Annotated in this window: 22 protein-coding genes, 1 tRNA gene and 1 pseudogene; 4 read left to right on the top strand and 20 right to left on the bottom strand. The window is 68.4% G+C overall.

From position 1 onward, the window contains the following. Positions 1-493 precede the first annotated feature (493 nt). Positions 494-1,207 (top strand): transglycosylase SLT domain-containing protein, encoded by a 714-nt coding sequence (locus IEX93_RS09350; RefSeq protein ID WP_229906150.1) that lies wholly within the window; start codon positions 494-496, stop codon positions 1,205-1,207. Positions 1,208-1,322: 115 nt separating this feature from the next. Here IEX93_RS09350 and IEX93_RS09345 read toward each other — a convergent pair. Beyond that, a tRNA-Ile gene (locus IEX93_RS09345) sits at positions 1,323-1,399 on the bottom strand. A gap of 72 nt (positions 1,400-1,471) precedes the next feature. Here IEX93_RS09345 and IEX93_RS09340 point away from each other — a divergent pair. Together IEX93_RS09340 and IEX93_RS09335 are read left to right on the top strand one after the other, a co-directional pair. After that, a complete protein-coding gene (locus IEX93_RS09340; RefSeq protein WP_188847941.1) occupies positions 1,472-3,037 on the top strand; it encodes a DNA repair protein RecN in 1,566 nt (521 codons plus the stop codon). A 47-nt stretch (positions 3,038-3,084) separates the two neighbouring features. Beyond that, the gene (locus IEX93_RS09335) at positions 3,085-4,206 is read left to right on the top strand and encodes a GGDEF domain-containing protein (RefSeq protein ID WP_229906149.1); all 1,122 of its coding nucleotides are present in this window, start codon (positions 3,085-3,087) and stop codon (positions 4,204-4,206) included. Here the strand turns inward: IEX93_RS09335 and IEX93_RS09330 are convergent. Genes IEX93_RS09330 through gmk form a run of 5 tightly spaced genes read right to left on the bottom strand, consistent with a single transcriptional unit; the run spans position 4,190 to position 7,417 of the window. Next, positions 4,190-4,798, bottom strand: a complete 609-nt coding sequence (locus tag IEX93_RS09330) for a MarC family protein (protein WP_188847939.1) — start codon at positions 4,796-4,798, stop codon at positions 4,190-4,192. The genes IEX93_RS09335 and IEX93_RS09330 overlap by 17 nt on opposite strands. A gap of 7 nt (positions 4,799-4,805) precedes the next feature. Continuing rightward, positions 4,806-5,276, bottom strand: a complete 471-nt coding sequence (argR, locus tag IEX93_RS09325; protein ID WP_188847938.1) for an arginine repressor — start codon at positions 5,274-5,276, stop codon at positions 4,806-4,808. 7 nt (positions 5,277-5,283) lie between these two features. Next, positions 5,284-6,474, bottom strand: a complete 1,191-nt coding sequence (coaBC, locus tag IEX93_RS09320; RefSeq protein WP_188847937.1) for a bifunctional phosphopantothenoylcysteine decarboxylase/phosphopantothenate--cysteine ligase CoaBC — start codon at positions 6,472-6,474, stop codon at positions 5,284-5,286. Then, positions 6,475-6,774, bottom strand: a complete 300-nt coding sequence (rpoZ, locus tag IEX93_RS09315) for a DNA-directed RNA polymerase subunit omega (RefSeq protein ID WP_188847936.1) — start codon at positions 6,772-6,774, stop codon at positions 6,475-6,477. It abuts the gene before it with no gap. Next, on the bottom strand, positions 6,755-7,417 hold the full coding sequence (gmk, locus tag IEX93_RS09310; RefSeq protein ID WP_188847942.1) for a guanylate kinase: 663 nt from the start codon (positions 7,415-7,417) through the stop codon (positions 6,755-6,757). Before gmk ends, rpoZ begins: the two co-directional genes overlap by 20 nt. 92 nt (positions 7,418-7,509) lie before the next feature. On the opposite strand from gmk, the gene IEX93_RS09305 reads away from it, so the two are divergent. Next, positions 7,510-8,937 carry a glycoside hydrolase family 13 protein gene (locus IEX93_RS09305; RefSeq protein ID WP_188847935.1) on the top strand — a complete coding sequence of 476 codons (1,428 nt, stop codon included), beginning with the start codon at positions 7,510-7,512 and terminating at the stop codon, positions 8,935-8,937. On the opposite strand, the gene IEX93_RS09300 is transcribed toward IEX93_RS09305, so the two are convergent. From IEX93_RS09300 to IEX93_RS09235, 14 genes and pseudogenes are all read right to left on the bottom strand, one after another. Continuing rightward, on the bottom strand, positions 8,934-9,377 hold the full coding sequence (locus IEX93_RS09300) for a methylated-DNA--[protein]-cysteine S-methyltransferase (protein WP_188847934.1): 444 nt from the start codon (positions 9,375-9,377) through the stop codon (positions 8,934-8,936). The two genes, IEX93_RS09305 and IEX93_RS09300, sit on opposite strands and share 4 nt — an antisense overlap. Next, positions 9,377-10,429 carry a SpoIID/LytB domain-containing protein gene (locus tag IEX93_RS09295; RefSeq protein ID WP_188847933.1) on the bottom strand — a complete coding sequence of 351 codons (1,053 nt, stop codon included), beginning with the start codon at positions 10,427-10,429 and terminating at the stop codon, positions 9,377-9,379. The genes IEX93_RS09300 and IEX93_RS09295 overlap by 1 nt, the downstream gene beginning before the upstream one ends. 131 nt (positions 10,430-10,560) lie before the next feature. Continuing rightward, positions 10,561-12,015, bottom strand: a complete 1,455-nt coding sequence (bshC, locus tag IEX93_RS09290) for a bacillithiol biosynthesis cysteine-adding enzyme BshC (RefSeq protein WP_188847932.1) — start codon at positions 12,013-12,015, stop codon at positions 10,561-10,563. Positions 12,016-12,025: 10 nt separating this feature from the next. Further along, a complete protein-coding gene (locus IEX93_RS09285) occupies positions 12,026-12,655 on the bottom strand; it encodes a Crp/Fnr family transcriptional regulator (RefSeq protein WP_188847931.1) in 630 nt (209 codons plus the stop codon). Between the two features lie 9 nt (positions 12,656-12,664). Then, a complete protein-coding gene (locus tag IEX93_RS09280; RefSeq protein ID WP_188847930.1) occupies positions 12,665-13,483 on the bottom strand; it encodes a menaquinone biosynthesis family protein in 819 nt (272 codons plus the stop codon). 5 nt (positions 13,484-13,488) lie between these two features. Next, the gene (locus IEX93_RS09275) at positions 13,489-16,242 is read right to left on the bottom strand and encodes a tetratricopeptide repeat protein (protein ID WP_188847929.1); all 2,754 of its coding nucleotides are present in this window, start codon (positions 16,240-16,242) and stop codon (positions 13,489-13,491) included. 64 nt (positions 16,243-16,306) lie between these two features. Continuing rightward, on the bottom strand, positions 16,307-17,329 hold the full coding sequence (locus IEX93_RS09270) for a 1,9-bis(guanidino)-5-aza-nonane synthase (protein ID WP_188847928.1): 1,023 nt from the start codon (positions 17,327-17,329) through the stop codon (positions 16,307-16,309). A gap of 63 nt (positions 17,330-17,392) precedes the next feature. Continuing rightward, positions 17,393-17,615 (bottom strand): annotated as a pseudogene (locus tag IEX93_RS09265) (hypothetical protein). Then, a complete protein-coding gene (locus tag IEX93_RS09260) occupies positions 17,615-18,502 on the bottom strand; it encodes a 2-hydroxyacid dehydrogenase (protein WP_188847926.1) in 888 nt (295 codons plus the stop codon). The pseudogene IEX93_RS09265 and the gene IEX93_RS09260 overlap by 1 nt, the downstream one beginning before the upstream one ends. Beyond that, positions 18,477-19,004, bottom strand: a complete 528-nt coding sequence (locus tag IEX93_RS09255) for a GNAT family N-acetyltransferase (protein ID WP_188847925.1) — start codon at positions 19,002-19,004, stop codon at positions 18,477-18,479. Before IEX93_RS09255 ends, IEX93_RS09260 begins: the two co-directional genes overlap by 26 nt. A gap of 3 nt (positions 19,005-19,007) precedes the next feature. Continuing rightward, entirely contained in the window at positions 19,008-20,282 is a 1,275-nt protein-coding gene (locus IEX93_RS09250) for a Glu/Leu/Phe/Val family dehydrogenase (protein WP_188847924.1), read from the bottom strand. A 9-nt stretch (positions 20,283-20,291) separates the two neighbouring features. Then, positions 20,292-21,551: a Glu/Leu/Phe/Val family dehydrogenase gene (locus tag IEX93_RS09245; RefSeq protein ID WP_188847923.1), complete on the bottom strand. Its 1,260-nt coding sequence runs from the start codon at positions 21,549-21,551 to the stop codon at positions 20,292-20,294. Positions 21,552-21,577: 26 nt separating this feature from the next. Next, a complete protein-coding gene (locus IEX93_RS09240; RefSeq protein WP_188847922.1) occupies positions 21,578-22,516 on the bottom strand; it encodes a polyprenyl synthetase family protein in 939 nt (312 codons plus the stop codon). Positions 22,517-22,576: 60 nt separating this feature from the next. Next, positions 22,577-23,667: Ig-like domain-containing protein (locus IEX93_RS09235; protein WP_229906148.1), on the bottom strand; the 1,091-nt coding region annotated here is incomplete at its 5' end.

Below are 23,667 nucleotides of genomic sequence, written 5' to 3'. Positions count from 1 at the left end.
GCCTTACCCATCGCCTGGGTAGCTAGGGTGGCGGCGTGAATAGTGTCGGAGCGAATAACCGAAGGGGGGACTAATACAGACGACAGAGCATTTGATAACCATAAAGTCCGTCATTCTAAACGGCAATCTATACACCAACACATCTGCAGAGTCTTGTCCAACCATCAACCTTGTTTTTGACAACGGCCAGGAGTTCACCAAGGACAACCTGCATAAACTGCTTATTGCGTACTGGCAGATTACTTGGGGGCCGTGATGGTGCCTACCGTGCGTGCCAGAAGCCTGGTCCTTCCCCCTACAAATCCCACTCCTCAACCCGGGGCCACCGTAGCCCCGGGGGCCCGTAAATCATTTCACCACGTGGCGGGGGAAGTGGTGGGCACTGGGGTGCGCTACGGTGACCTGAACGCCTTCGCGTGGTACTACGCTGGCGGCTACCTGACCCTAAACCGAGGCAGGAAGCGCATCAGTAGGACCTTTAGGGGGGCCGAAGATGCCAAGCGCAAGATCCAATAAGGCCCTGGTCTTTTTAGGCCTCCTGGGTGGGATAGCCCTCCTGGCAGGCGCTGGAAGGGCCGGCACGGCCAGGGCCACCAAGCCCGGGGGCTCTTCCTCCCCAACACCGGACTGCCCCTATCCGCCCCCGGGCCCTCCCCCCCTGGACAAGGGCCGGTGGGACCTCATAGACCGCATCTACGCCCGCATCCTGGAGGCCAACCCTGCCCTGGGGCGCCAAACGTGTGGGGAGTGCGGGGGGCGCACCATAGCCCACGTGGTGGCCGGGGCCCTGGCCCAGGCTGAAGGCATGGGGGTGCCCGTGGACCTGGTGGTGGCCGTGGCCCGGCGGGAGTCCACCTTCAACCCCCACGTGGACCGGGTGGCGTACGCCCTCCAGATCAGCAGCAACGGGGCCACCTGCGCCTCGGGGTCCGAGATCGGCCCGCTTCAGGTCAAACCCTGCGCCTTCCGCCAGGTGGGCATGGACCCCACCCTCCTCCTCAACATGCCCATCCCGGCCCGGGTGCAGTACGCCACGGCGGCGGGGATCCGCTATCTGGCGTGGTTGAAGGGGCAGTTTCCCACGTGGTGTGATGTCCTGCACGCCTACAACCGGGGGCCTACCGCTTATAGGCGGGGTGAGCGGAATGACGCCTATGTAGACCAGATCCTGGCCTGGGCGTCCCAATACTCCGAGCTGAGGGTATGAGGCAGCTTCCTTGGGGCATCCTCCTCCACTTGGCGACCGGCTATTAGGTGTCGTGTAGGTGTAAAAGGTCAATCCCCCGGGCCTCGTTACCCGGGGGATTTTCCCTTGCTCATCGTGGTGGGCGATGGTGGACTTGAACCACCGACCTCACGCTTATCAGGCGTGCGCTCTGACCAGCTGAGCTAATCGCCCCCGCACGCAAAGATTAGCTTAGCGAGGAAACTCCCAAGCGTCAAGATACCCCCTGGCCTACAATGGGGGAGGATGCTTAAGCGCCTCGAGGTCAAGAACCTGGCCGCCATCCGGGAAGCCGCGCTGGAGCTTTCCCCGGGGCTCAACGTCCTCACCGGGGAAACGGGCACGGGGAAAAGCCTCCTGGTGGACGCCTTATCCCTCCTCCTCGGGGCCAAGGCGGAGGGGCTCGTGGGGCCTTTTGGCGATAGCCTCCTGGTCACCGCCTTCTTCGGGGAGGAAGGGGAAAGGGTCCTCTCCCGGCGGGTGGGCGGCCGTTCCACCCCCCGGATTGACGGGGAGGTGGTGAGCCTGCGGGAACTCCAAGAGGAAGCGGAAAGGTGGCTCTCCCTCCACGCCCAGCACACCGCCTTGGCCCTCCTAAGCCCCAAGCGGCAGCGGGAAAGCCTGGACGCCCTCCTAGACCCCGCCCTTCCCGCCCGCTACCAGGAGGCCTACGCCCAAAGGCAACGCCTCCTGGCGGAGAAGCAAGCCCTCGAGGCGGCCTTAAGAACCAAAGCGGAGCGGGAAGACCTCCTCCGCTTCCAGCTCCGGGAGATCCGGGAGGCGGACCCCACCCCAGGGGAGGACGAGGCCCTGGAGGCGGAAGCCCGGAAGCTCCGGCACCTGGAAACCCTGAGGGCCCGGGCGGGCCAGGCCTACGCCCTTTTGGGGGAAGAGGGAGGGGTTTCCGCCTTAGAAGCCGCTATCCGGGAGCTACGGGCCGGGGGGAGGCTGGACCCAGCCCTGGACGCCCTGGCCCAGGACCTGGAGGCCGCCCTCCAGGGGGTGAGGGCCGTGGCCCGGGAGCTGGAGGACTACTTGGAGGGCTTGGAAGGGGACCCGGGCCGCCTCGAGGCGGTGGAGGCCCGGCTCGCCCTGTTGGAGAGGCTTAAGCGCAAGTACGGCCCCACCCTGGAGGATGTCCTGGCCCACGCCAAGCGGGCCGAGGCGGAGCTTTCCGGGTTGGAGGGGGGGGAAAAGCGGCTTCTAGAACTCGCCCAGGCCCTCCAAGGGGCGGAAAAGGCCCTAAGGGAGGCGGGGGAGGCCCTAAGCCAGGCCCGGCGGGAGGCCGCCCAAAGGCTCGGGACGGGGATGGTGGAGGAGCTCGCCGCCTTGGGGCTCCCCGAGGCCCGCTTCCAGGTGGACCTCATCCCCCTGCCCGAGCCCGGGCCCTACGGCCTCGAGGAGGTGGCCTTCCGCTTCGCCGCAAGCCCCCACCTCCCCCTCGCCCCCCTCTCGGCGGCCAGCGGCGGGGAGCTCTCCCGCATTGCCCTGGCCCTGGCCCTCCTCACGGGGGCCGAGGCCCCCACCGTGGTCTTTGACGAGATGGACACCGGGGTGGGCGGGGAGACCGCCTGGAAGCTGGCGGAACGCCTGGCCCGCCTGGGCGAGAAGCGCCAGGTCCTGGTGGTCACCCACCTGCCCCAGATCGCCGCCCGGGCCCGGCGCCACCTTAGGGTGGTGAAGGAGGGCCAGGAGGTCCGGGTGGAGGTCCTGGAGGGGGAGGCCCGGGTGCGGGAGCTCGCCCGCCTCCTCTCCGGGCAGTACACGGAGGCGGCCTTAGCCCACGCCCGCCTTCTCCTGGAGGCCCCATGAACCTCTTGGAAGCCCCTTACCCCGTCTTTCGGTTAGGCCAAGAAGGTGTGGAACGGAACGCCCTGGCCCAAGACCTCCCCCTGCCCCAGGGAGAGGTCCTCTGGTGGCGGGGTAAGGGCTACCGGGCGGTGCGCCTTCCCGCCCCCGAGGGCACCTACCTCCTCCTTTTGGAGGACACCGCCCGCCTGGCCCAGGCCCGGGCCTACCAGGGGCTCCTAAGGCTCTTAGAGAAGCTCCTTCGGGGCGAACCCCCGGAAGCCCTCCTGCAAAGCCTTCTAGAGGAGGCGGTGGCCCTGGTGCCGGGGGCCGAGGCGGGAAGCGTCCTCCTCCGGGAAGGCCCCTTCTTTTACCTGGTGGCCCAGGTGGGCTTCAGCGAAAAGCTTCTGGGGGCGCGGACCACGGTGGAGGAGGAGATGGCCTGGTACGGCCTTGGGGTGAACAACTGGCTCCTAGGCCGCCCCCGGGTGCTTAAAGGGGCGGAGATACGCCAGCTCTCCCACCTGAGCACCCTCGAGGCCCGCCCCCTTTTCTTCACCCACGGGCGGCTTGGGGAGATCCAGGCCACCCTAGAAGTGCCCATCGCCCTCCAAGGAGAGGTCCTTGCGGTCATGAACCTGGACAACTTCCAAGACCCCGAGGCCTTCTCCCCCCTCTCCCTGGAGCTCGCCCAAGGCCTGGCCCTGGAGGCCGCCCTTCTCCTCAAAACCCTGGAAGAGCGAAAGGCCCTGGAGGCCCAGGCCCGCACCGACCCCCTCACAGGCCTGGGCAACCGCAGGGCGCTGGAGGAAGCCTTTCCCAACCTCCTGCGGGAAGCCCAAAGCCGGGGCGAACCCCTCACCCTGGTCTACTGGGACCTAAACGGCCTCAAACGCCTCAACGATCGCCTGGGCCACGCCGCCGGGGACCAGGCCATAAAGGCCGTGGCCCAGGCCCTCCGGGAGGCCGCCCGCCGCCAGGACCTGGTCTTCCGGGTGGGCGGGGACGAGTTCGTAAGCCTCCACCCCGGCCTCCCCTTCCCCGACGCCCAGGCCCTGATCGCCCGGGTTAAGGCCCGCCTTCCCCACAAGGTGGCGGCGGGGGCGGTGGAGGCCCAAGGGGAGGACCTCGCCCACCTCCTCCAAGAGGCGGACCAGCGCATGTACCTGGACAAGGCTAAAGAAGGGCCTTGACCCCGTCGGCCACGAACTGGACCGCCAAGGCGGCGAGGAGGATCCCCAGGACCCGGGTGACCACGTTCACCCCCGTGCGGCCCAGGACCCGGCGCACGGAAAGGGCGAAGCGCATGAGGAGGTAGGCCAGGGCCAGGACCAGGGCGGCGGTGAGGAGGACCACAAACCCACCCCAGGCCACCCCCTGGGCCTCCGCCCCCAGGACGAGGACGCTGGCCAGGGCCCCCGGGCCCACCAAAAGGGGGATGGCCAGGGGAAAGACGGAGATGTCCGCCCGGGAGAGGGCCTCGTCCTTTTCCTCCTGGGTTTCCCGCTCGTGCTGGGCGAAGACCATCTCGGTGGCGATGCGGAAAAGGAGGATCCCCCCGGCGACGCGCAGGGCCTCGAGGCTAATCCCCAGGTAGCCCAAAAGCCCCCGGCCGAAGAAAAAGAAAACCCCCAGGATCCCCCCCGCCACCAAAACCGCCTTGCGGGCGATCCGAAGCTGCCTTTCCGGGGGCTTGTCCCCCGCCAGAGCCAAGAAGATAGGGACAAGCCCCACCGGGTCCATGACCACGAAGAGGGTGAGGAAGGACTTTAGGAAAAACTCCAACGCTCCCCTACCTCTTCCCGGCCAGCAAGAGCTCGGCGAACTCCTCTTCCAAAGCCTCGGCCCCCTCTTGGGAACGGGCCACCACCAGGATGGTGTCCTCCCCCGCCAGGGTGCCCACGATCTCGTCCCGCTTGAGCCGGTCCAGAAGGTAGGCGATGCCCGAGGCGTGCCCCTCAGCGGTCTTTAGGACCAGGATGTTCCCGCCCCGGTCCACGTCCTTCACGAAGAGGGCGAACTGGCGCTTGAGCTCCTCGTAAACGTCCTCCGCCATGTCCGCTGCGGGGAGGGTGTACTTGTGCCGTCCCTTGCCCAAGGAGACCCGGGCGAGCCTAAGCTCGGCGATGTCCCGGCTCACCGTGGCCTGGGTCACCTCAAAGCCTAAAGCCCTAAGCCGCTCCACCAGCTCCTTCTGGGTGCTGATCTCCTCGCGGCTCACGATCTCCCGGATGACGCGGTGACGTTCCGCCTTGTTGCGCATATCCACCTCACGAAGCCCACAACGCCTTGACGTGGTCCAGTATACGGTCCGCCACCTGGCGTTTGGGCCTGCGGGAGACCTCCTCCACCCGGCCATCCCGGAAGACCAGGACCACCTCGTTCTCGGGGCTGGCGAACCCCACCCCCTCCCGGTTCACCCAGTTGAGGACGATGAAGTCCAGGTTTTTCCGCAAAAGCTTCCCCCGGGCCCGTTCCAGCCCCTCCCCCGTCTCCATGGCGAAGCCCACCAGGACCTTCTGGCCCTTCCTCTCCCCCAGCTCCTTGAGGATGTCGGGGTTGGGGACGAGGCGGAGGAGGCGTTCCGCCTCCACCTTGGGCTCCTTCTCCTTTAAGACCTCGGCCGGGCGGTAGTCGGCCACCGCCGCCGCCATGACCACGGCGTCGGCCCAGGCGTAGCGCTCCAGGATGGCCTGGCGCATCTCCAGGGCGCTTTCCACCCGCACCACTTCCACGCCCCAGGGGTCAGGAAGCGCCGTGGGCCCCGAGACCAAAACCACCTCCGCCCCCCGGTCCCGGGCGGCCTCGGCCACGGCGTAGCCCATGCGGCCCGAGGAGGGGTTGGAAAGGAAGCGGACCGGGTCTAGGTACTCCCGGGTGGGCCCGGCGGAGACCAAAAGCCTTAGGCCCCCTAGGTCCTTGGGGGTGAGAAAGCCATCGAGGCGCTCCACAAGCTCCTCGGGCTCCAGCATCCGCCCCCACCCCTCCCCCTCCCCCACCGCCGCCAAGGGTCCGTAGGCGGGGCCGAAGAAGGTGTGGCCCAAGGCCTTGAGGCGCTCCACGTGGCCCTGGGTCTGGGGGGCGAGCCACATGGCCTCGTTCATGGCCGGGGCCCAGGCCACCCGCTTGGCCCCGGCGAGGAGGGTGGCGGAGAGGAGGTCGTCGGCGAGGCCCAAAGCCGCCTTGGCCAGGGCGTCCGCCGTGGCCGGGGCCACCAGGACCACCTCGGCCCAGCGGGCGAGGTCTATGTGGAGGGCCCTCCCCGTGGGCTGGAACCAGGCTTCCTCGGTGGCCACCTCGCCCCCCGCCGCCACCGCCAGGGAAAGGGGGGTGACGAACTCCAGGGCCCGCCTCGTGGCCAGGGCCCGGACCTCGTGCCCCCGCGCCCGGAGGAGACGGAGGAGGTGGGGGGTCTTGAGGGCCGCCACCCCCCCCGAGGCCGCCACCAGGACCCGGGCCACCTAGACCTCCTCTTCCACGGGGTAGAGCCTCTCCATCTCCTTCTGCAGGCGGTCCTCGGGGAGGAGGTTCTCCCCGAAGACGAGCCTCCCGGTAAGGAGCTCCTTCATGGCCCAGGTGACGGCGTTGGGGTCGTCAAAGATCCCCTCCAGGGTGCGCATCTTGGGCCTTTCCTCGGGCTCCAAGACCGTGTTCTTGAAGCGGTGGCGCAAAAGCTGCTGCGCCCGTTTGGCCACCACCACCGTGAGCCGGTATTTGGAGTCCACCATGCCGAAGAGCGTGTCAATCCCCGGTTCCGCCATAGTTCCTCCTTAGGATCTCGTCCAGCTCGCTTTCCAAGTCCAAGTCCCGCACCAAGGCCCGCTCCAGGGCCTCCTGCATGCGGTCCGTGCGCCGCCTTTCCGCGGTGAGGATGGCCAGGAAGTCGGCCACGGCGTCCTCGAGGACGTCGTTCACCACCACGTAGTCAAAGCGGTGGGCGTTCTTAATCTCCCACTCCGCCCGCTCCAGGCGCTCCTTTATCTTCTCGGGGCGATCCTTCCCCCGGTAGACCAGCCTCCGCTTGAGCTCGGAAAGGGATGGGGGGACAAGGAAGATGAGGACCGCCTCCGGCACCTTGGCCTTCACCTGGAGCGCCCCCTGGACCTCAATCTCCAAAAGGACGTCCTCCCCCCGGGCCAAGGCCCGTTCCACCGGGGCCCTGGGGGTGCCGTAGAAGTGGCCCACGTACTCGGCGTGCTCCAGGAAGCCGTCTTGTTGCAGGAGGGCCTCAAAGGTGGGGCGGTCCACGAAGTAGTAGTCCACCCCGTCCCGCTCCCCGGGCCTTGGGGGGCGGGTGGTCATGGAGATGGAGTAGAAGAGGCGGGTGCGCTCCAAAACCTTGGCCCGCACCGTCCCCTTCCCCACCCCGCTCGCCCCGGTCATCACAAAAAGGCGGCCCCGCATCCCCTTCACCCCGGGAGGATACCAAACCCCCCTCGCCCCGGGCAAGGATTTTGGTGAACCAGGCACACTCGGGGCGTGGTACACTTGGCCCCGTGGCCTGGTACGAGGGCGCTTTTTTCTATCAGATCTTCCCCGACCGCTTCTTCCGGGCGGGCCCCCCGGGCAAGCCCGCCCCCGCGGGGCCCTTTGAGCCCTGGGAAGCCCCCCCCACCCTCCGGGGCTTCAAGGGGGGGACGCTTTGGGGGGTGGCGGAAAAACTCCCCTACCTCCTGGACCTGGGGGTGGAGGCCCTCTACCTGAACCCCGTCTTCGCCTCCACCGCCAACCACCGCTACCACACCACCGATTACTTCCAGGTGGACCCCATCCTCGGGGGCAACGAGGCCTTAAGGCACCTCCTGGAGGTGGCCCACGCCCACGGGGTGAGGGTCATCCTGGACGGGGTCTTCAACCACACGGGAAGGGGCTTCTTCGCCTTCCAGCACCTCCTGGAAAACGGCGAGCAAAGCCCCTACCGGGACTGGTACCACGTGAAGGGCTTCCCCCTAAAGGCCTACACCGCCCACCCCAACTACGAGGCCTGGTGGGGCAACCCCGAGCTTCCCAAGCTCAAGGTGGAGACCCCGGCGGTGCGGGAGTACCTCCTCTCGGTGGCGGAGCACTGGATCCGCTTCGGCGCCGATGGCTGGCGCCTGGACGTGCCCAACGAGATCCAGGACCCCGAGTTTTGGCGGGCCTTCCGCCGAAGGGTCAAGGGGGTGAACCCCGAAGCCTACATCGTGGGCGAGATCTGGGAGGAGGCGGACTTCTGGCTCCAGGGGGACATGTTTGACGCCGTCATGAACTACCCCCTAAGCCGGGCCATTTTGGGCTTCGTGGGCGGGGAGGCCCTGGACCGGGAGCTCGCCGGGCGCTCGGGCCTAGGCTCCATAGAGCCCCTCCAGGCCCTGGCCTTCAGCCACCGGCTGGAAGCCCTCTTCGGCCGCTACCGCCCCGAGGTGGTCCGGGCCCAGATGAACCTCCTCACCTCCCACGACACCCCGAGGCTTCTCACCCTGATGCGGGGGGGCGTGGAGCGGGCCCGGCTTGCCCTGGCCCTCCTCTTCCTCCTCCCCGGGAACCCCACGGTCTACTACGGGGAGGAGGTGGGGATGGAAGGGGGGCACGACCCGGAAAACCGGGGGGGGATGGTCTGGGAGGAGGCCCGCTGGCGGAAGGAGCTACGGGAGACGGTGCGCCGGATGGCCCGGCTAAGGAAAGAGCACCCCGAGCTCCGCACCGCCCCCTACTGGCGGGTCTACGCGGCGGACGGCCACCTGGCCTTCACCCGGGGGCCCTACCTGGTGGTGGTGAACGCCACCCCCGAGCCCTTCCTTCAGGACTTCCCCCTGCACGGGGCCTTTCCCCGGGGGGGAAGGCTTTTGGACCTCCTCTCGGGGGCGGTGTGCACGCCCCAGGGGGGTAGGCTTTGCGGCCCCGCCCTCCCACCCTTCTCCGTGGCGGTCTGGAAGGAGGCCTAAAGGGCCCCTTCAAAGCGCAAAAGCCAAAGCTTTAGCCCCTCCTGCCCCTGGAACCCCCCAAGCCGCCCGTCGGCGTGGACCACCCGGTGGGCGGGGACGAGGAGAAAAAAGGGCGAGGCCTTAAGGGCCGCCCCCACCGCCCGCGGGGAAAGGCCGAGCTCCCGGGCCAAAGCCCCGTAGCTGGTGGTGCGCCCGTAAGGGATGCGGCGCACCCGCTCGTAGAGAGCGGCCCGCACCGGGGAGAATCGGGCGTAGTCCAGGGGGATTGCCAAAAAGTCCGGGCGCTCCCCGGCGAAGTAGGCCAGGACCGTCTCCCGCACCGCCTCCGCCAGGGGGCCTTTCGCCTCCTCGCCCCGGGGGAAGAGGGCGGGCTCGAGGGCCAAGACCCCCCTGGGGGAGAGGGTGAGCCAGAGGGGGGTGAGGGGGGTGGGGATCCACATCAGGGGACCTGGGCCTCGAGAACCAAAGCGGAAAGGCCGGTGCCCGGGAAGTAGTACCCCAGGACCTCCCGGAAGCCGTACCCCGCCTCGGCCATCCCCTTGGCCCCCCACTGGGAGAGGCCCACCCCGTGCCCCGCCCCCCGGCCCGAGGCCAACCAACCCTGGAAGTCCACCAGGGCCGAGGGGAGGCCCAGGAGGCGCATGAGGCGCTGGGCCTCGGGGCCTTCCACCTCCACCCCGAGGAGGCGCACCCGCCAAACCCTCCCCGAGGGGCTCCGCTTTAGAACTTGGGGCGGGCCGTCCCCCCTTGGGTCGTAACCCAAGGCCTGGAGGGCCTTTCGGGCGGTGGCGGGGTCCACCTCCATCCGCCAGGAGCTCTTGGGCCCCCGGGCGTAGGGGTCGGGCCGGGGGCGGAGGTAGGGCAACGCCTTCTGGAAGACCTCCTCGCTCCCCGCCGTCATCCCCCCGGAGTCGGCGTGGTAAAGGGCGGAGATGGCCTCGCTCCCGTAGCTTAAGACGAGGCCCCGGGTGGCCACCACCGCCGTTTTGGCCCGGGGCTTCTCGGCGGAAAAACCCCCATAGACCTGGCAGCGCTCGTCGGCGCAGAGGTCGTAGGGGGCCCCGGGGGCGTAGCGCCTCACGGCGAAGGTGCGGGCCACCACCGCCTGGGCTTTTAGGGCCTCGAGGGGAAACCCGTCAGGCATCTCCGCCGGAACGACCCCAAGGAGGTAGTCCTCCAGGGCCACCCGGTTGATGACCCAAAGCCTTTCCCCTTCCGGCCAAAGCCGCACCCCCCCGCGGTAGGAGCGGCCCTCGAGGCTAAAGTAAGGCCCCTCCAGGTCCAGGTAAGGGAAGGCCTTGCCCTCCACCACCACCCCTCCTTCCCCAAGCCAGGCCCGCACCTCGCCCTGGGGAAGGCTTAAGCGCACCGCCTCCCCAGCGGACACCTCCTTGAGGAGCACGCGCAGGACCAAATCCCCCACCTGTCCCCGCCCGGGAAAGAGGCCGAGGAAAACCAACCCTAGCAGAATAGCCAGCCCCAACCTTCCCATGCTCCCTTAAACTTTACCTCTTCCCGAACCCCGAGGTGAAGAAAAACCCCCCAGCCACAGGCGCGGCTAGGGGGTTGCCGGAGTTCGCCCGGGTTTTGGGGGTTGGCGCAGGGTGTATTGGAAACAAAAAACTAGCCGAGAGGGATCACCGCCCGCCCCTCCCTGGGAGCCTCGGCCAGGCGCCTTAGGGCCTCGGGGTGGCGGAGGGCGTACATGGCGAAGGGATAGACCCGCTCCTGGGGAAGCCCTAAGGGAAGGAGGTGGCGCTTCAGGCGCTCCAGGTGGCCGCGAAGGACCTCGTCCCGTAGGGCCCGGGCGCGGAGGAGCTTCCCGAGAAGCCTTTCCCCCTCCCCCTTGAGCCGGAAGCGGAAGCGGCGGAAGGGACGCTCCAGGGTGGGCTCCAGGGCCTTGGCCTTGGCCTCCCAGGCCTCCGCCTCGGCTAGGAGGGCCTTAAAGCCCGCCTCAAGCTCCCGAAAAGCCTCCAGCGCGCCCCCCGCCGCCCGCCAGAAGGCCTCCTCCCCCTCCTCCACGAAGGCCCAGGGGTCCAGGCTGTAGCGGCTCAGGATCCGGCGGATAGGGGGCTCCAGCACCAAGGCCCTCAGCCTCAGGAAAAGGGCGGGCATGGCGAGGCCGTAGCGGGCGTAGACCTCGGAAAGCTCCGCCACGTAGGCTAGCTCGTTGGGCCCCACCACGAAGCCCGCCGTGGGCAGGACCAGGTCCTGGAAGACGGGCCTTAGGCCCGCCGCCGGGGTGAGGCGGGAGGGGTTGGCCCGGGCGATCTCCCAAAGCTCCTTGGCCGTGTACCGCCGCACCCCGTCGGTGAAGGCCCCGCCCTCGTAGAAGAGGAGGCGCCTTTGGTCCGTTTCCAAAAAGAGGTTGGTGGCCCCGGGCTTACGCCTAAGGGGAGGCTTCCCCCCAAGGGCCCGGATCCTTTCCGCCTCCCGGTTTAGGGCCTCGGCGCTCCCCAAGGGGTCAGCCAGCTCCTTTTCCAGGGCCTCGAGGAAAAGGGGGGCGAGCTCCTCCGCCATGGGGTCAAAGGGGATAAGCCCCCGCTCCCCCAAAAAGGCCAGGAGGACCCGGGCGAAGAACTCGGAAAGGGTCTTCCCCTCCAGGGCGTAGGCCAGGCGGGGATCCTCGGCCCATGGCCCCAAAAAGGCCAAAAGGCGCTCCCGGTAAGGGCCTAGGGGGATCCGGCCCGAGGGCAAGGGGGGAAGGTCCAGGGAGAGGGTTTCCAGGGCCTCGTCCCGGAGAAGGTGGAGGTGGCGCACCTCCTCCACGTCGTGGTCCTGGGAAGCCACCCAGAAGACCGCCGCCCCGCCCACCCCCTCCGCCAAGGTGAGGGCGGTATGGGCCTTGTAAAAGGTGAAGGCGGGTCCCCCGAGAAGCCCCGCCTGCTGCCCCGCCACCACCGCCCCCACCCCTAAGCGCTCTAAGGCGGAAAAGGCCTCCTTGGGGGCCTGAAGGCGCTTCAGGTAGGCGGCGAGGGCCTCCTTGAGCCGGGGGTGGCCCGGGCGGCGGAGGCGCTCCCTTAGGGCCTCCTCCCCTTGGGGCAGGCCCAGGAGGCGGACCAGGCGGGTAGCTTCCATGCTTTAAAGGCTAAAGTTCCCCGGCCAAGCGGGCAAGGGCCTTGGGGTCCAGGACCTCCACCCTGCGGTAGCCCAGCTCCACCCACCCCTTCAAGGCCCACTCCCCCAGAAGCTTGGTCACCGTCTCCCGGGTGGCCCCCACCAGCCGGGCCAGATCCTGGTGGGAAAGGGCCACCTCCCCCTCCCGCCCCAGGGCCAGGAGGACCCGGGCCAGGCGCTGGCCCACGGAGAGGTGGCGGACCTCCCAAAGCCTCTCCTCCGTGGCCTTGAGCCGGGCGTAAAGGGCCTTTAGCAGGAAACGCTCCACCTCCGGGTGGACGGAAAGGAGGGCGTGGAGGCCCTCCTTAGGGGCGAAGTAAAGCTCGGCGTAGGTGAGGGCCACCGCCCCTAGGGTGCGATGGCCTTCCCCCACCAAGGCCTCCTCCCCCAGAAGCCCCCCGGGGCCCACCACCCCCAAGGCATCCGCCTCCTCGCCGTCGGGAGAGCCGGGGCCTTCCAACCAGAAGATTCCCTCCCGCACCCAGTACACCCCGTCCACCTTGTCCCCCGGGCGGTAGAGAACCTCGCCCCGGCGCACCCGTCTGGGCCGGAAGACCTTGGCCGCCGCCTGCCTCGCCTCCAGGGGCAGGTCCGGGAACATGCCCCAAGTCTACCCAAAGAGGGGGGCCTCGGAGGGCGGAAGAAGCCCCCGGGCCTCCGCCAGGGCGAAGAGGCGGGCCACCGCCTCCGCTCCCTCCTCCCCCACGTCTAGGCTATAGGCGTTCACGTAGGTGCGCACGTGGGCCCAGATGACCTCCTCGGCAAGCTCCTGGGCGTGGGCCTTGAGGTAGGGAAGGGTCTCCTCGGGGTGGGCTAAGGCGTACTCCAGGCTTTCCCGCACCGCCCGGTCCAGGGCGCGGATCAGGTCCTCCCCCAGGTCCCGCCGGGCCAGGATGGCCCCCAAGGGGAGGGGTAGGCCCGTCTCCCCTTCCCACCACTCCCCTAGGTCCAGGAGCTTGACGAGGCCGTACTGGGAGTAGGTGAAGCGGCTTTCGTGGATGATGAGCCCCGCCTCCACCTCCCCCGCCGCCACCAGGGGGAGGATCCGGTCGTAGCGCACCTCCACCGGCTGGAAGCCCTGGGCGTAGAGGGAAAGGAGCAAGAAGGCGGTGGTGTTCCGCCCGGGGATGGCCACCCGGGCCCCCTCCAGGGTTTTCAAGGGGGCCTTGGCCACCAAAAGGGGTCCCACCCCCCGGCCCATGGCCCCCCCGCTTCTTAGGGCCACGTACCGGTCCCGCACCCGGCCGTAGGCGGCGTAGGAGAGCTTGGTGAGGGGAAGCCTCCCCTCCAGGGCCCAAAGGTTTAGGGTCTCCACGTCCTCCAGGACGGGCCGCACGGGCAAAGGGCTTGGCACCTTGCCGTGGGTTAAGGCGTAGAAGATGAAGGTGTCGTTGGGGCAGGGGGAGTAGCCCAGTTCCAAAGCCTCCATCCCTCCTACTCTACCCCCTTTAGGGCCTTCTTGAAGACCTCGGGGGCGAAGGCCTTCAGGGCCCGGAGGAAGCCCGTGGCCCCCCGGGCCCGGCCGGGAATCACGTGCACGGGCACCCCGAGCCGCTCGGCCTCGAGGCGCACGGGCTCGGAGAGGTCGTGGCCCACGTAGCTGGAGACGATCATGAGGCCGTGGGCCTTCTCCAGGCGGCTCAGGATGCGCCTTAGGGCCTCCTTGCCCACCCCCACGGTGTCGGCGTCGTACCAGTCCACCTTGAGGCCCCGACCTTCCAAAAAGGGCACCAGGCGGCTTCTTAGGTGGGTGTGCCCCCCCACCACCAGAAGGCGCTCCCCGTGGAACCGGGGAAGGCCCTCCTCCAAAAGCCCCTCCGGGGCCTCGGGAAGGGGCTCGGCCTCCTCGCCCAGGTCCTTAAGCCCCCTGCCCACCGCCTTAAGCTCCTCCAGGTAAAGGAGGAGGCTCTCGTCGTGGGGCCTCAGGAAGAGGAGGTTCCTTAGGACCTCCCGGGCCAAGGCCAGGTCCTTCTCCCGGTAAAGGGCCACCTCCAGGGCCTTCTGCCAGTGCTCCGCCGCCTCCTTCCAGCGGCCCTGGGCCTCGTAATGCTCCGCCAGGTCAAAGAGGACCTCGAGGGCCTGGGGGTAGGCCTTTAGCTCCTCCACGAGGAGCCTTTCCACCTCCTCCAAGCGCCCCTCGGCGTAGAGGGCCGCCAGGTACTGCCCCCGGGCCGCCTCGGCCTCGGGGCTTTCCCGGAAGGCGCGGGAGAGGCGGTAGGCCAGGGCCAGGTGCTCCAGGGGGGGCTTTTCCGTACGGGCAAGGGCCTGGTAGAGGACGTTAAAGGCGGCCCAGGGCCCCTCGAGGCGCTCTAGGAGGTGGATGAGGCCCATAAGGTCCTCCTCCGCCACCTGGGCGAGCCCGGCGTCCCGCGCCCGGGAGAGGAGCTCCCGGGCCAAAACCTCCTCTTCCCCGGCCAAGGCCTCCTGGGCCAGGCGGAAGAGGTAGGGGGCGGGGTAGGCCCTTAGGGCGTGGGCCCGCTTGTGGTCCCCGAGGACCTCCTTGAGGGGCCGCCGCAAGGCCCGCTTCACCTGGGCCAGGTGGTGGTAGGCCATCCCCGCCACCTCCCCTTCCCCGCGCAAAGCGGCCCGCTCCAAAAGGTAAAGGGCCTCCCGGTAGCGCCCCTCCCGCTCCCGCAGGACCCCAAGGAGGAGGAGGGCCTCGGGGATCTCCGCCCGGCTCAGGGCCTCGGTGAGGTAGGGCTCCACCGCCTTCAGGTCCTCGGTGCCCCGGAGGTCCAGGGGGGTGCGGACCCGTAGGGCGGCTAGGGCTAGGCCCAAAAACCCCTCGCCCTCGTCCAGGTCGGCAAGCCGCCGGGCGTAGCGCTCCGCCCGGGCGAAAAGCCCCTGAAGGAGGGCGGCCCTAAGGCCGAGCCGCAGCATCTCCCGGGTGAGGAGGGCCGGGGAAAGGTCCTCCACGAACTCCGCCCGGCGGCTCACCTCGGCCCAATCCCCCTCCCGGGCGAAGCGGCGCATGCGCTCCGTGATCCGGTCCAAAGCCTCCCGGGTGTAAAGCTCCGCCTCGGGCAGGCCCGACTCCACGAACTGCCTTAAGGCGTCGGCGTAGCGCCCCTGGGCCAGGTAGACCCTTCCCAGGGCGAGCCGGTACCGCCCGCCCCGCACCGCCAGGGCCTCGAGGCGGCCCCTCGCCCGCTCGTAGTCCCCGAGCTCCACCAAGACCAAGGCCCTGAGGTCCTCCGCCTCCTCGGAGAGGGCCCGCCTAAGGGCCTCCTCCGCCTCCGCATGGCGGGAGAGGGCGAAAAGGGCCCTCCCCCGAAGGTAGGCCGCCTCCCCCTCGGCCCCCTCGGGCAGACGGGCCAGGACCTCGGCGTACTGGCCCGCCTCCAGAAGGGCCCGCACCTCCTCCAGGTCCGGGCCCAGGGCCTGGACCACCTGGACTGGGGCCTCCTCCCGCGCCGCCTCCTCTTGGGCCTCCCTTAGCACCTCGGGCCGCCGCCCAAAGACCAGGAAGTACTCCCCCTCCCCCACCCGCTCCACCTGGGTGAAACCCAAAAGGCGAAGCCCCTCCTCCACCCCTTCCGGGCTTTTGCCCAGGAAGGGGCCGTGGCCGTAGACCAGAAGCCCCCCGGGCCTAAGGAGGCGGAGGAAGCGGGGAAGCCGCTCCAAAAAGGCGAAGCGGCGCAGGAAGTCCTGGGCTTCCAGACGGCTCGGAAGCCCCTGGTCCACCTCCCCCTCGGGGAAGACGGAGAGCAGAAGGAGGGTGTCAAAGGGGGGAAGGTCCACCTCCTCCGCCCAGCCCAGGTGCCAAACCACCTCGGGCACCCGCTTCTTGCCAAGGGCCACCGCCTCTTCCACCCCCTCGAGGGCGTGCCACTCCAGCTCGGGCCGCTTCCGCTTGAGAAACCCCACCAAAGCCCCGGTGAAGGCCCCCACCTCCAGGACCCGCCCTTCCACCCGGGAGGGCACCTCCTGGGCGTAAAACTCCAGGAAGGGGAGGTGCATCCCGTAGACCAGGGCCTCCCCCTTGGGGACCTTGAGAACCTCCCGGTAGAAACTTCGCACCGCCTCCCGCCCCCCCCGTCCCAGGTAGGCCCGCCAGACCTTGAGGAGGGGGGCCCGCTTGGCGGGGCTTCCCACCCGTTTGGAAAGCTCCGCCTCAAAGCGCCCGGGGGAAAAGGGTCCCTGGACGCCAAAGCGCTCCCTCAAGTAAAGCCTTAACTCGTCGGGCATTTGCCGGGAGTGTACCAAAAAGGAGGGGGGCAGTAAAGCCACCCCTCCAAAGACCCCCCAGGGCCTAGGCGGGAACCTCCTTCTGGAAGAGGTCGGCGTAGCGGCGCTTGGCCCGCGCGGGGGCCCGGTGGTAGACGTAGGAGGCCATGAGGGGAAAGGCCAAGGTGGCTTCGGCGAAGACCATCTGGGAGAGGCTTGCGTCCACCTTGCCCCAGCTTTGGGCCTCGCTCAGGGTGGAGCCGGAAAGCCCCCCGTCCCTTTCGTCGGCCACGGTGATCTGGATGGCGTACTTGTGCATCTCCACCTGGTGGCCCAGAACCTCGGCGGCCACCACGATGTCCTGAGCGAAGTTCTTGGGCACCCCGCCCCCCAGCATCACGAGCCCCGTGGTCCTGGCCTCCAGCTTGATCTCGGTGAGCTCGCGGAAGTCGGCCACGGAGTCTATGGTGACGTGGGCCTTGGGGTTTTTCACCTGGTGGTAGACCAGGCCAAACCCCGCGGAGGAGTCGGAAAAGGCGGGGACGAAGATGGGCACCCCCTCCTCGTAGGCCGCCCGCACGATGCTCCTTTCCCCGAGGCCCCGTTCCGCCAGGTAGCGGCCCATGTGCCAGATGAACTCCCGGCTGGAGTAGGGGCGGGGCTCCAGGGCGTCGGCGATCTCGGCGATGGTGTAGTCCGTGTGCCTCAGCTCCTCCTCGTCAATGTAGGTGTCGTAGATGCGGTCAATCCAAAGCCGCCTTAAGGCCTCGTCGTCCGCCTTGGGGTCCCCCTGGTAGTGGCGGTGGCCCAGGGCCTCAAAGAAGTCCTGGTCCACGATGTTGGCCCCGGTGGCCACGATGACGTCCACCAAGCCCTTGCGGATCAGGTCGTGGACGATGAGCCCCTGGCCCGCCGAGACCAGGCTTCCCGCCAGGGTGAGGATGACGGCGCAGTCGTCCTGGAGCATCTGAAGGTAAATCTCCGCCGCCCTATGGAGGTTTCTCGCCTGGAAGGCGGTCTTGCCCATGGCCTCGAGGATGGGCCCGGCGTCAAAGGCCTTGATGTCTATGGGCTCCACGGGCGTAGAAAGAAGCGCCTTTTTCTCCACCGCATCTCCTTTCCACGCGGGGTGGGCGTCGGGCGGCTCCCCCCTTCTCGCGCCCCCTGCCTTTTAGGGCAGGACCCTAAGTATACCACCCCCCCGCGATGGGGGGGTAGACCTCGAGGGGGCCTTCCACCGCCTCGTCCAGGTCCACCACCCTTTCCCCCACCGCCAGGAGCCAGACCTCCTCCAAGGGGATGCCAAGCCGATGCAGGGCCTCCCTAGGGGTCTTGGCCTCCACCCGAAGGCGCTCCCCATAGCGGCGCAGGTCGCCGTGAAGCACCACCTCCACTAGTACCCCTCCCGCACCACGTTCAAAAGGGGCTCCCCCCGGAGGTAGCGTCCCACCTGCTCGGAGAGGAAGCGGGCCGCCCGGCGGGAAAACCCCTCGGAAAGCCCGGCCACGTGGGGGGTGATGACCGCCCCCTTGGCCCGCCAGAGGGGGTGGTCCTCGGGGAGGGGCTCGGGGTCGGTGACGTCCAAGAAGGCCCGGACCCGTCCCGCCTCTAAGGCCTCGAGGAGGGCCAAGGTGTCCACGAGCCCGCCCCTCCCCGCGTTCACCAAAAGGGCCCCCTCCTTCATCTGGGCCAGAAAGTCCCGATCCACGATCCTTTGCGTCTCGGGGGTTAGGGGCAGAAGGAGGACCACGGCGTCCGCCTGGGGGAGGAGGGCGGGGAGGTCCTCCCGGGTGTAGACCCCGGGACGAGGATGCCGGGCCACGGGAAGAAGCTCCACCCCAAAGGGCTTAAGCCTTTCCGCCACCGCCTTCCCGATGGCCCCGTAGCCCAAAAGGAGGACCTTCTTGCCCTCCAGGTCGCCAAGGCGCTTAGGGGCCCAGCGCCCCTCCCGCTGGGCCTTTAGGAAGCCGGGGAGGTCCTTGAGGAGGGCGAGGAGGGCCAGGACCACCCACTCCGCCACCGGGGCGTCGTGGATCCCGGAGCCGTCGCAGAGGACCACCCCCTCGGGAACGAGGGGAAGGATCCAGTCCACCCCGGCGGAGAGGGTCTGGACCACCTTGACCTCCACCTCCTGGAAGACCCGGCGCACCACCTCCTCCTGGCCGAAGGGGGGGATGAAGAAGTCCGCCGCCTTGGGCCAGGGCTCGTCCAGAAAGCGCACCTCCACCCCCTCCGGCAAGAGGGCGAAGGCCTCCTTAAGCCTCGGGGCTAAAATCCTCACGGCGCACCTCCATGTGCACGTCCTCCCGCCCCCTGGGCCCGGGGCCCGAGCCCACCTCCCGGAAGCCCGCCTTCTCAAAGGCCCGCCGGGCGCGGAGGTTGTGGGCGAAGGTCCTGAGCTTCACCCGCTTAAGCCCCAAGGTGGAAAAAGCATACCCTAAGGCCGCCCGCACCGCCTCGGTGCCGTAGCCCTGCCCCCAGCGCTCCTTCCGCCCGATGAGGATCCCCAAGGTGGCCTCCTCGGGGGTGAGGTCGTAAAGCTCCAGGGTGCCCAAATACTCCCCCTTCTCGTCCAGGATGACGAAGGCCAGGCGGTCCTTGCGCCGGGTCTCCGCCTGGACGAAGCGCTTGAAGAGCCAAAAGGGGGAGCGCAAGGGGCTAGAGCCGTTCCACTCCGCCACCTCGGGGTCGCGGAAGGTCTCGTAGAGGCCCTTCCACTCCTCCTCGGTAAGCCCCGCGCTAAAGGGCTTCAGGGTCACGCGGCCAAAGCGGGGCCAGTCCACACCTTAAGGGTAAATCCCCCGGAGGGCCTGGGCCTCGAGGACCCGGGTGGCCGCCACCACGTAGGCGGCGGTGCGCAAGGGGATCTTCTTCTCCTGGCTCACCTGCCACACCGCCTCAAAGGCGTTCCTCAGGATCCGCTCCAGCCTCTGGTTCACCTCCTCCTCCGTCCAGAAGTAGGCGTTGAAGTCCTGGACCCACTCAAAGTAGCTCACCGTCACGCCCCCGGCGTTGGCGATCACGTCCGGCACCACCAAAACCCCCTTCTCCTGCAGGATGTCATCGGCGGCCGGGGTGGTGGGGCCGTTGGCCCCTTCGGCGATGATCTTGGCCCGGATGCGCCAGGCGTTCTGCTCGGTGATCTGCTTCTCCAGGGCGGCGGGAACGAGGAACTCGGCGGGCACCTCCCAGAACTCGGGGTTGGGCAGGGGCTCCGCCTTGGGGTAGCCCCGCACCCCCCCGTGCTCCCGCACGTGGCGGAGGAGGTCGTAAGGGTCTATGCCCGCCTCGTTGTAAACCGTGCCGGTATGGTCCTGCACCGCCACGATCCGGGCCCCGTGCTCGTGGAAGGCCCGGGCGGCGGCGTTGCCCACGTTGCCGAAGCCCTGGAGGGCCACCCGGCTCCCCTCTATGGAAAGCCCGATCTTCTCCGCCGCCGCGGCCGCCGTGAAGAACACCCCCCTCCCCGTGGCGTCCCGCCGGCCCAGGGAGCCCCCTAGGGAGACCGGCTTCCCGGTCACTACCCCGGGCACGGTGCGGCCCACGTTCATGGAGTAGGTGTCCATCATCCAGGCCATCTCCCGCTCCCCGGTGTTCACGTCGGGGGCGGGGATGTCCCGGTCCGGGCCGAGGAGGATCCCGATCTCCGAGGTGTAGCGGCGGGTGAGGCGCTCAAGCTCCCTCGGAGAAAGTTTTTGGGGGTCCACCCGCACCCCACCCTTGCCGCCCCCATAGGGCAGGCCCACGGCGGCGTTCTTGATGGTCATCCAGCCCGCCAGGGCCATGACCTCGGAGAGGGTGACCTCGGGGTGGTAGCGCACCCCCCCCTTGGCGGGCCCCCGGGCGGTGTTGTGGTGCACCCGGTACCCCTCAAAGTAGACCACCCGGCCGTCATCCATCTGCACCGGGATGTCCACGATAAGGACCCTCTTGGGCCGCTTAAGGCTCTCCGCCAGGGGGGCGTAGCGGCCCAGGTAGGGGACCACCCGGTCCACCTGCTCCGTGAAGATGCTCCAAGGACCTCCGTCCTTCTCCACGTAGGAAAGGGGTTCGCTCTTCATAAGCCTTCCTCAAGGGTAAACGCCCCGAAGCCGCGTGGCCTCGTTGAGCCGCTCCAGGGCCAGGACCAAGGCCCCGGTGCGCAGGTCCGCCCCGTAGGCCTGGGCCTTGGCCATCACCTCCTCCACCGCCTTCGCCACCCGAACGCGAAAGCGCTCCCGCACCTCCTCGAGGCTCCAGAAGAACATGTTAAGGTCCTGCACCCACTCCAAGTAGCTTGCGATGAGCCCCCCGCCCCCGGTGAGGAGGTCAGGCACCACCCAAACGCCCTTGCCCAAAAGGTAGGCCTCGGCCTCCTGGGTAAGGCCGAAGTTGGCGGCCTCGAGGACCGCCTTGGCCCGCACCTCCCGGGCCCTTTCCCCGTCCAAGGCCCCCTCCTGGGCCGCCAGGACCAGGTAGTCCACGTCCAGGCCGAAGACCGCCTCCGGGGGCAGGTCGTAGCGGGGAAGCTCCCACGTGGCCTCGTAATGGGCCAGGACCTCCCCCACGGGAAGCCCCTCCTCGGCGTAGAGGGTCCCCTTGCGCACCGCCACCGCCACCACCTTGAGGCCCAGGCGCTCTGCGTGGAGGGCGAACCCGCCCCCCACCTGGCCGAAGCCCTGGACCGCCACCCGGGCCCCCTCTAGGGGAAGCCCCACCCGCTCGGCCACCTCCTTTAGGACCAGGGCCACGCCGAGCCCAGCGGCGTCGTCCCGCCCCTCGCTTCCCCCCAGGGCGAAGGGCTTGCCCGTCACCACCCCGGGCACGGTGGAGCCCACGGTCATGGAGTAGGTGTCCATGATCCAGGCCATGACCTGTTGGTCCGTGCCCAGGTCTGGGCCCAGGATGTCGGTGTCGGGGCCGATGAGGTTCACCAGCTCCGCCGTGTAGCGGCGGGTGAGGCGCTCAAGCTCCCCCCGGGAAAGGGCCTCGGGGTCCACCGCCACCCCCCCCGCCGCCCCCCCGAAGGGGAGGTCGTAGACGGCGGCCTTCAGGGTCATCCAGGCGGCCAGACCCGCGGTCTGCCCTAGGGTCACGGAAGGATGGTAGCGCACCCCCCCCTTGGCGGGCCCCCGGGCGATATCGTGCACCACCCGGTAGCCCGTGAAGACCCGCACCTTGCCGTCGTCCATGACCACCGGGAGGGAGACCGTGACCAGGCGCTTGGGGTGGGTTAGGTACTCCACCGTGGTGGGGTGGATCTCCGCCACCTTAAGGGTCCTTTCCAACCTTTCCAGAAAGGCTTCCCAGAGGCCTGGGTCCTCCGGAGGCCGGTAAGCGGGAAGGCTCATGGCATCACCCTCGGGGATTATACCCCTTAGGCAAGGCGCTCGGCCTCCTTCAAGGCCAGGGCTTTCAAGGCCAAGGTGTAGGGGTTTTCCGGCAAGGGGCTAAGGGCCTCCACCGCCTCCTGGGCCTTCCTGCGGATGCGGGCCTCCACCTCCTGGGCCACGCCGCTTTCTTGGGCCAAGGCCCGAAGCCGCTCCAGGTCGGAAGCTTCCCGACCCCGCCGCCTGAGGATCTCCCGGACCTCGGGGAAGCGCTCCATGAGGAGGAGGGTGATGAGGGTGGCCTTTCCCTCCCGCACATCCCCCCCCACGGGCTTGCCCAGGACCTCGGGGGTCCCCATGAGGTCCAGGTAATCGTCCCGCATCTGGAAGGCCTGCCCGTAGAGGAGGCCGAAGCGGTGGAGGGCCTCCCGCACCTCGGGGGCCTCCCCCCGCAAGAGGGCGGGCCCCTCGGTGCAGAGGGCCATGAGGGCCGCCGTCTTGGCGGTGATGATCCGCTCGTAGTTCTCCAGGGAGTAGTCCTCGAGGGCGGCCACCTGGAACTGCAAGACCTCCCCCTCCGCGAGGGTCTTGGCCACCTGGGCGAAGCGCTCCACCAGGTCCATACGCCCGGTCCTGGCGATCACGTGGAGAAGGCGGGAAAGGAGAAAGTCCCCGGAGAGCACCGAGACGGCGTTCCCGTACTTGCGGAAGGCGGCCTCCTTGCCCCTGCGGGTCTCGGCCTCGTCTATGAGGTCATCGTGGAGGAGGGTGGCGGAGTGCAGAAGCTCCACCGCCAGGGCCAGCTCCAGCTCAAAGGGGGCCCCCCCCAGGGCCCGGGAAGCCAGAAAGACCAGCCGGGGGCGGATCCGCTTGCCCCCGGCGGTCACCAAATCCTGGTGGATGAGGCGGATGAAGAGGACCTCCGACTGGACGAGCTCGGCCAGGGCTTCCTCAAAACGGCGAAGGGGGGCCTCGAGGTCGGTCACGCCCCCCAGTATAGCCACAGGGCCCCGGCCGAAACCGGGGCCCCGGAAACACCCCTAGGCCTAGGGCCGGTAGAGCACCTTAACGCCGTTGGTCCACTTGTCCCCGCCCGTGTAGTACACCCTCGCGGTGATAACCCGATCGCCGGACAGGGTGGGGTCGTGGCCCAGAGAGCTCTGCGTGGTGTTCCAGGTGAGGATGTAAATCTGGGAGCCATCGCCCGCCGTCTGCGAAACCGCATCGCCCTGGTATTGGCCGTTGATGTAGATTTCCACCTTGTTCACGTCAACCCCGGGCGGCAGCGTGCCGTTGATTCCCACAGTGATGGTCACGATAGCACGGCCAGCCCCAGGCCCCACCTCATCACCGTCGGCAGGGGTCGTGATCACGAAAGCAGAACCCACTTCAACCGGGATCACGGCCTCGGCCCTCGAGTTCTGGGCATCCACCACCACGGCCTTCAAGAAGTAGGTACCCGGAGAAACCTGCAAAAGGTTCCAGGTAAGCGAGTAGATATTATCCAACACCGTGGGGGTTCCGGGAATTTTGCTCATGGAATCCCGGTCCGGACCAAAGTAGAACTCTACACTAGACACCGTTCGCAAAGCCCGAACCTCTACCTGGAGGTCCACCGATCCCGCCACCTTTTGGTTAGGAGTCGGGTGGATCCAGTGGATTTCCGGCCGGTTCGCCACCACCACCGTGAGGGTCGCCTCACTACTGGCGTTCCCCGCAGCGTCCCACGCCTTGGCCTTCAGCGTCACCGGACCGTCCTGGTGCTTCGTCGTGTCCCAGCTAAAGGTGTACGGCAGCGAGGGGTCCGACGGCGGAGTGGCATCCCCTATCTTCGTGGACCCCGCAAAGAACTCCACCTTCGCCACGCCCACGTTGTCCTGGGCCTCCACCTGCAGCTCCACCGACCCAGACACCTGCGCCCCGTCCGCCGGCGCCCGCCACACCACCGTGGGCGCCACCGTGTCCCGGTTGACCTCGAGGGTGGTTTCCTGAGAGTTCCCCGCTTTATCCTCAGCCACAATCCGAATGGCTGCCAACCCCGAAGGCAAATCGCTAGACTTCACATAAAACCCCCCTTTCGGATATTCACCCGCATATCCATTGACACGCCAATAAAGAAGGGGGCTTGGGTAAATAC

Source organism: Thermus composti (assembly GCF_014647535.1).
Taxonomy (GTDB): domain Bacteria; phylum Deinococcota; class Deinococci; order Deinococcales; family Thermaceae; genus Thermus; species Thermus composti.
This window is presented reverse-complemented; position numbering and strand designations above follow the sequence as displayed.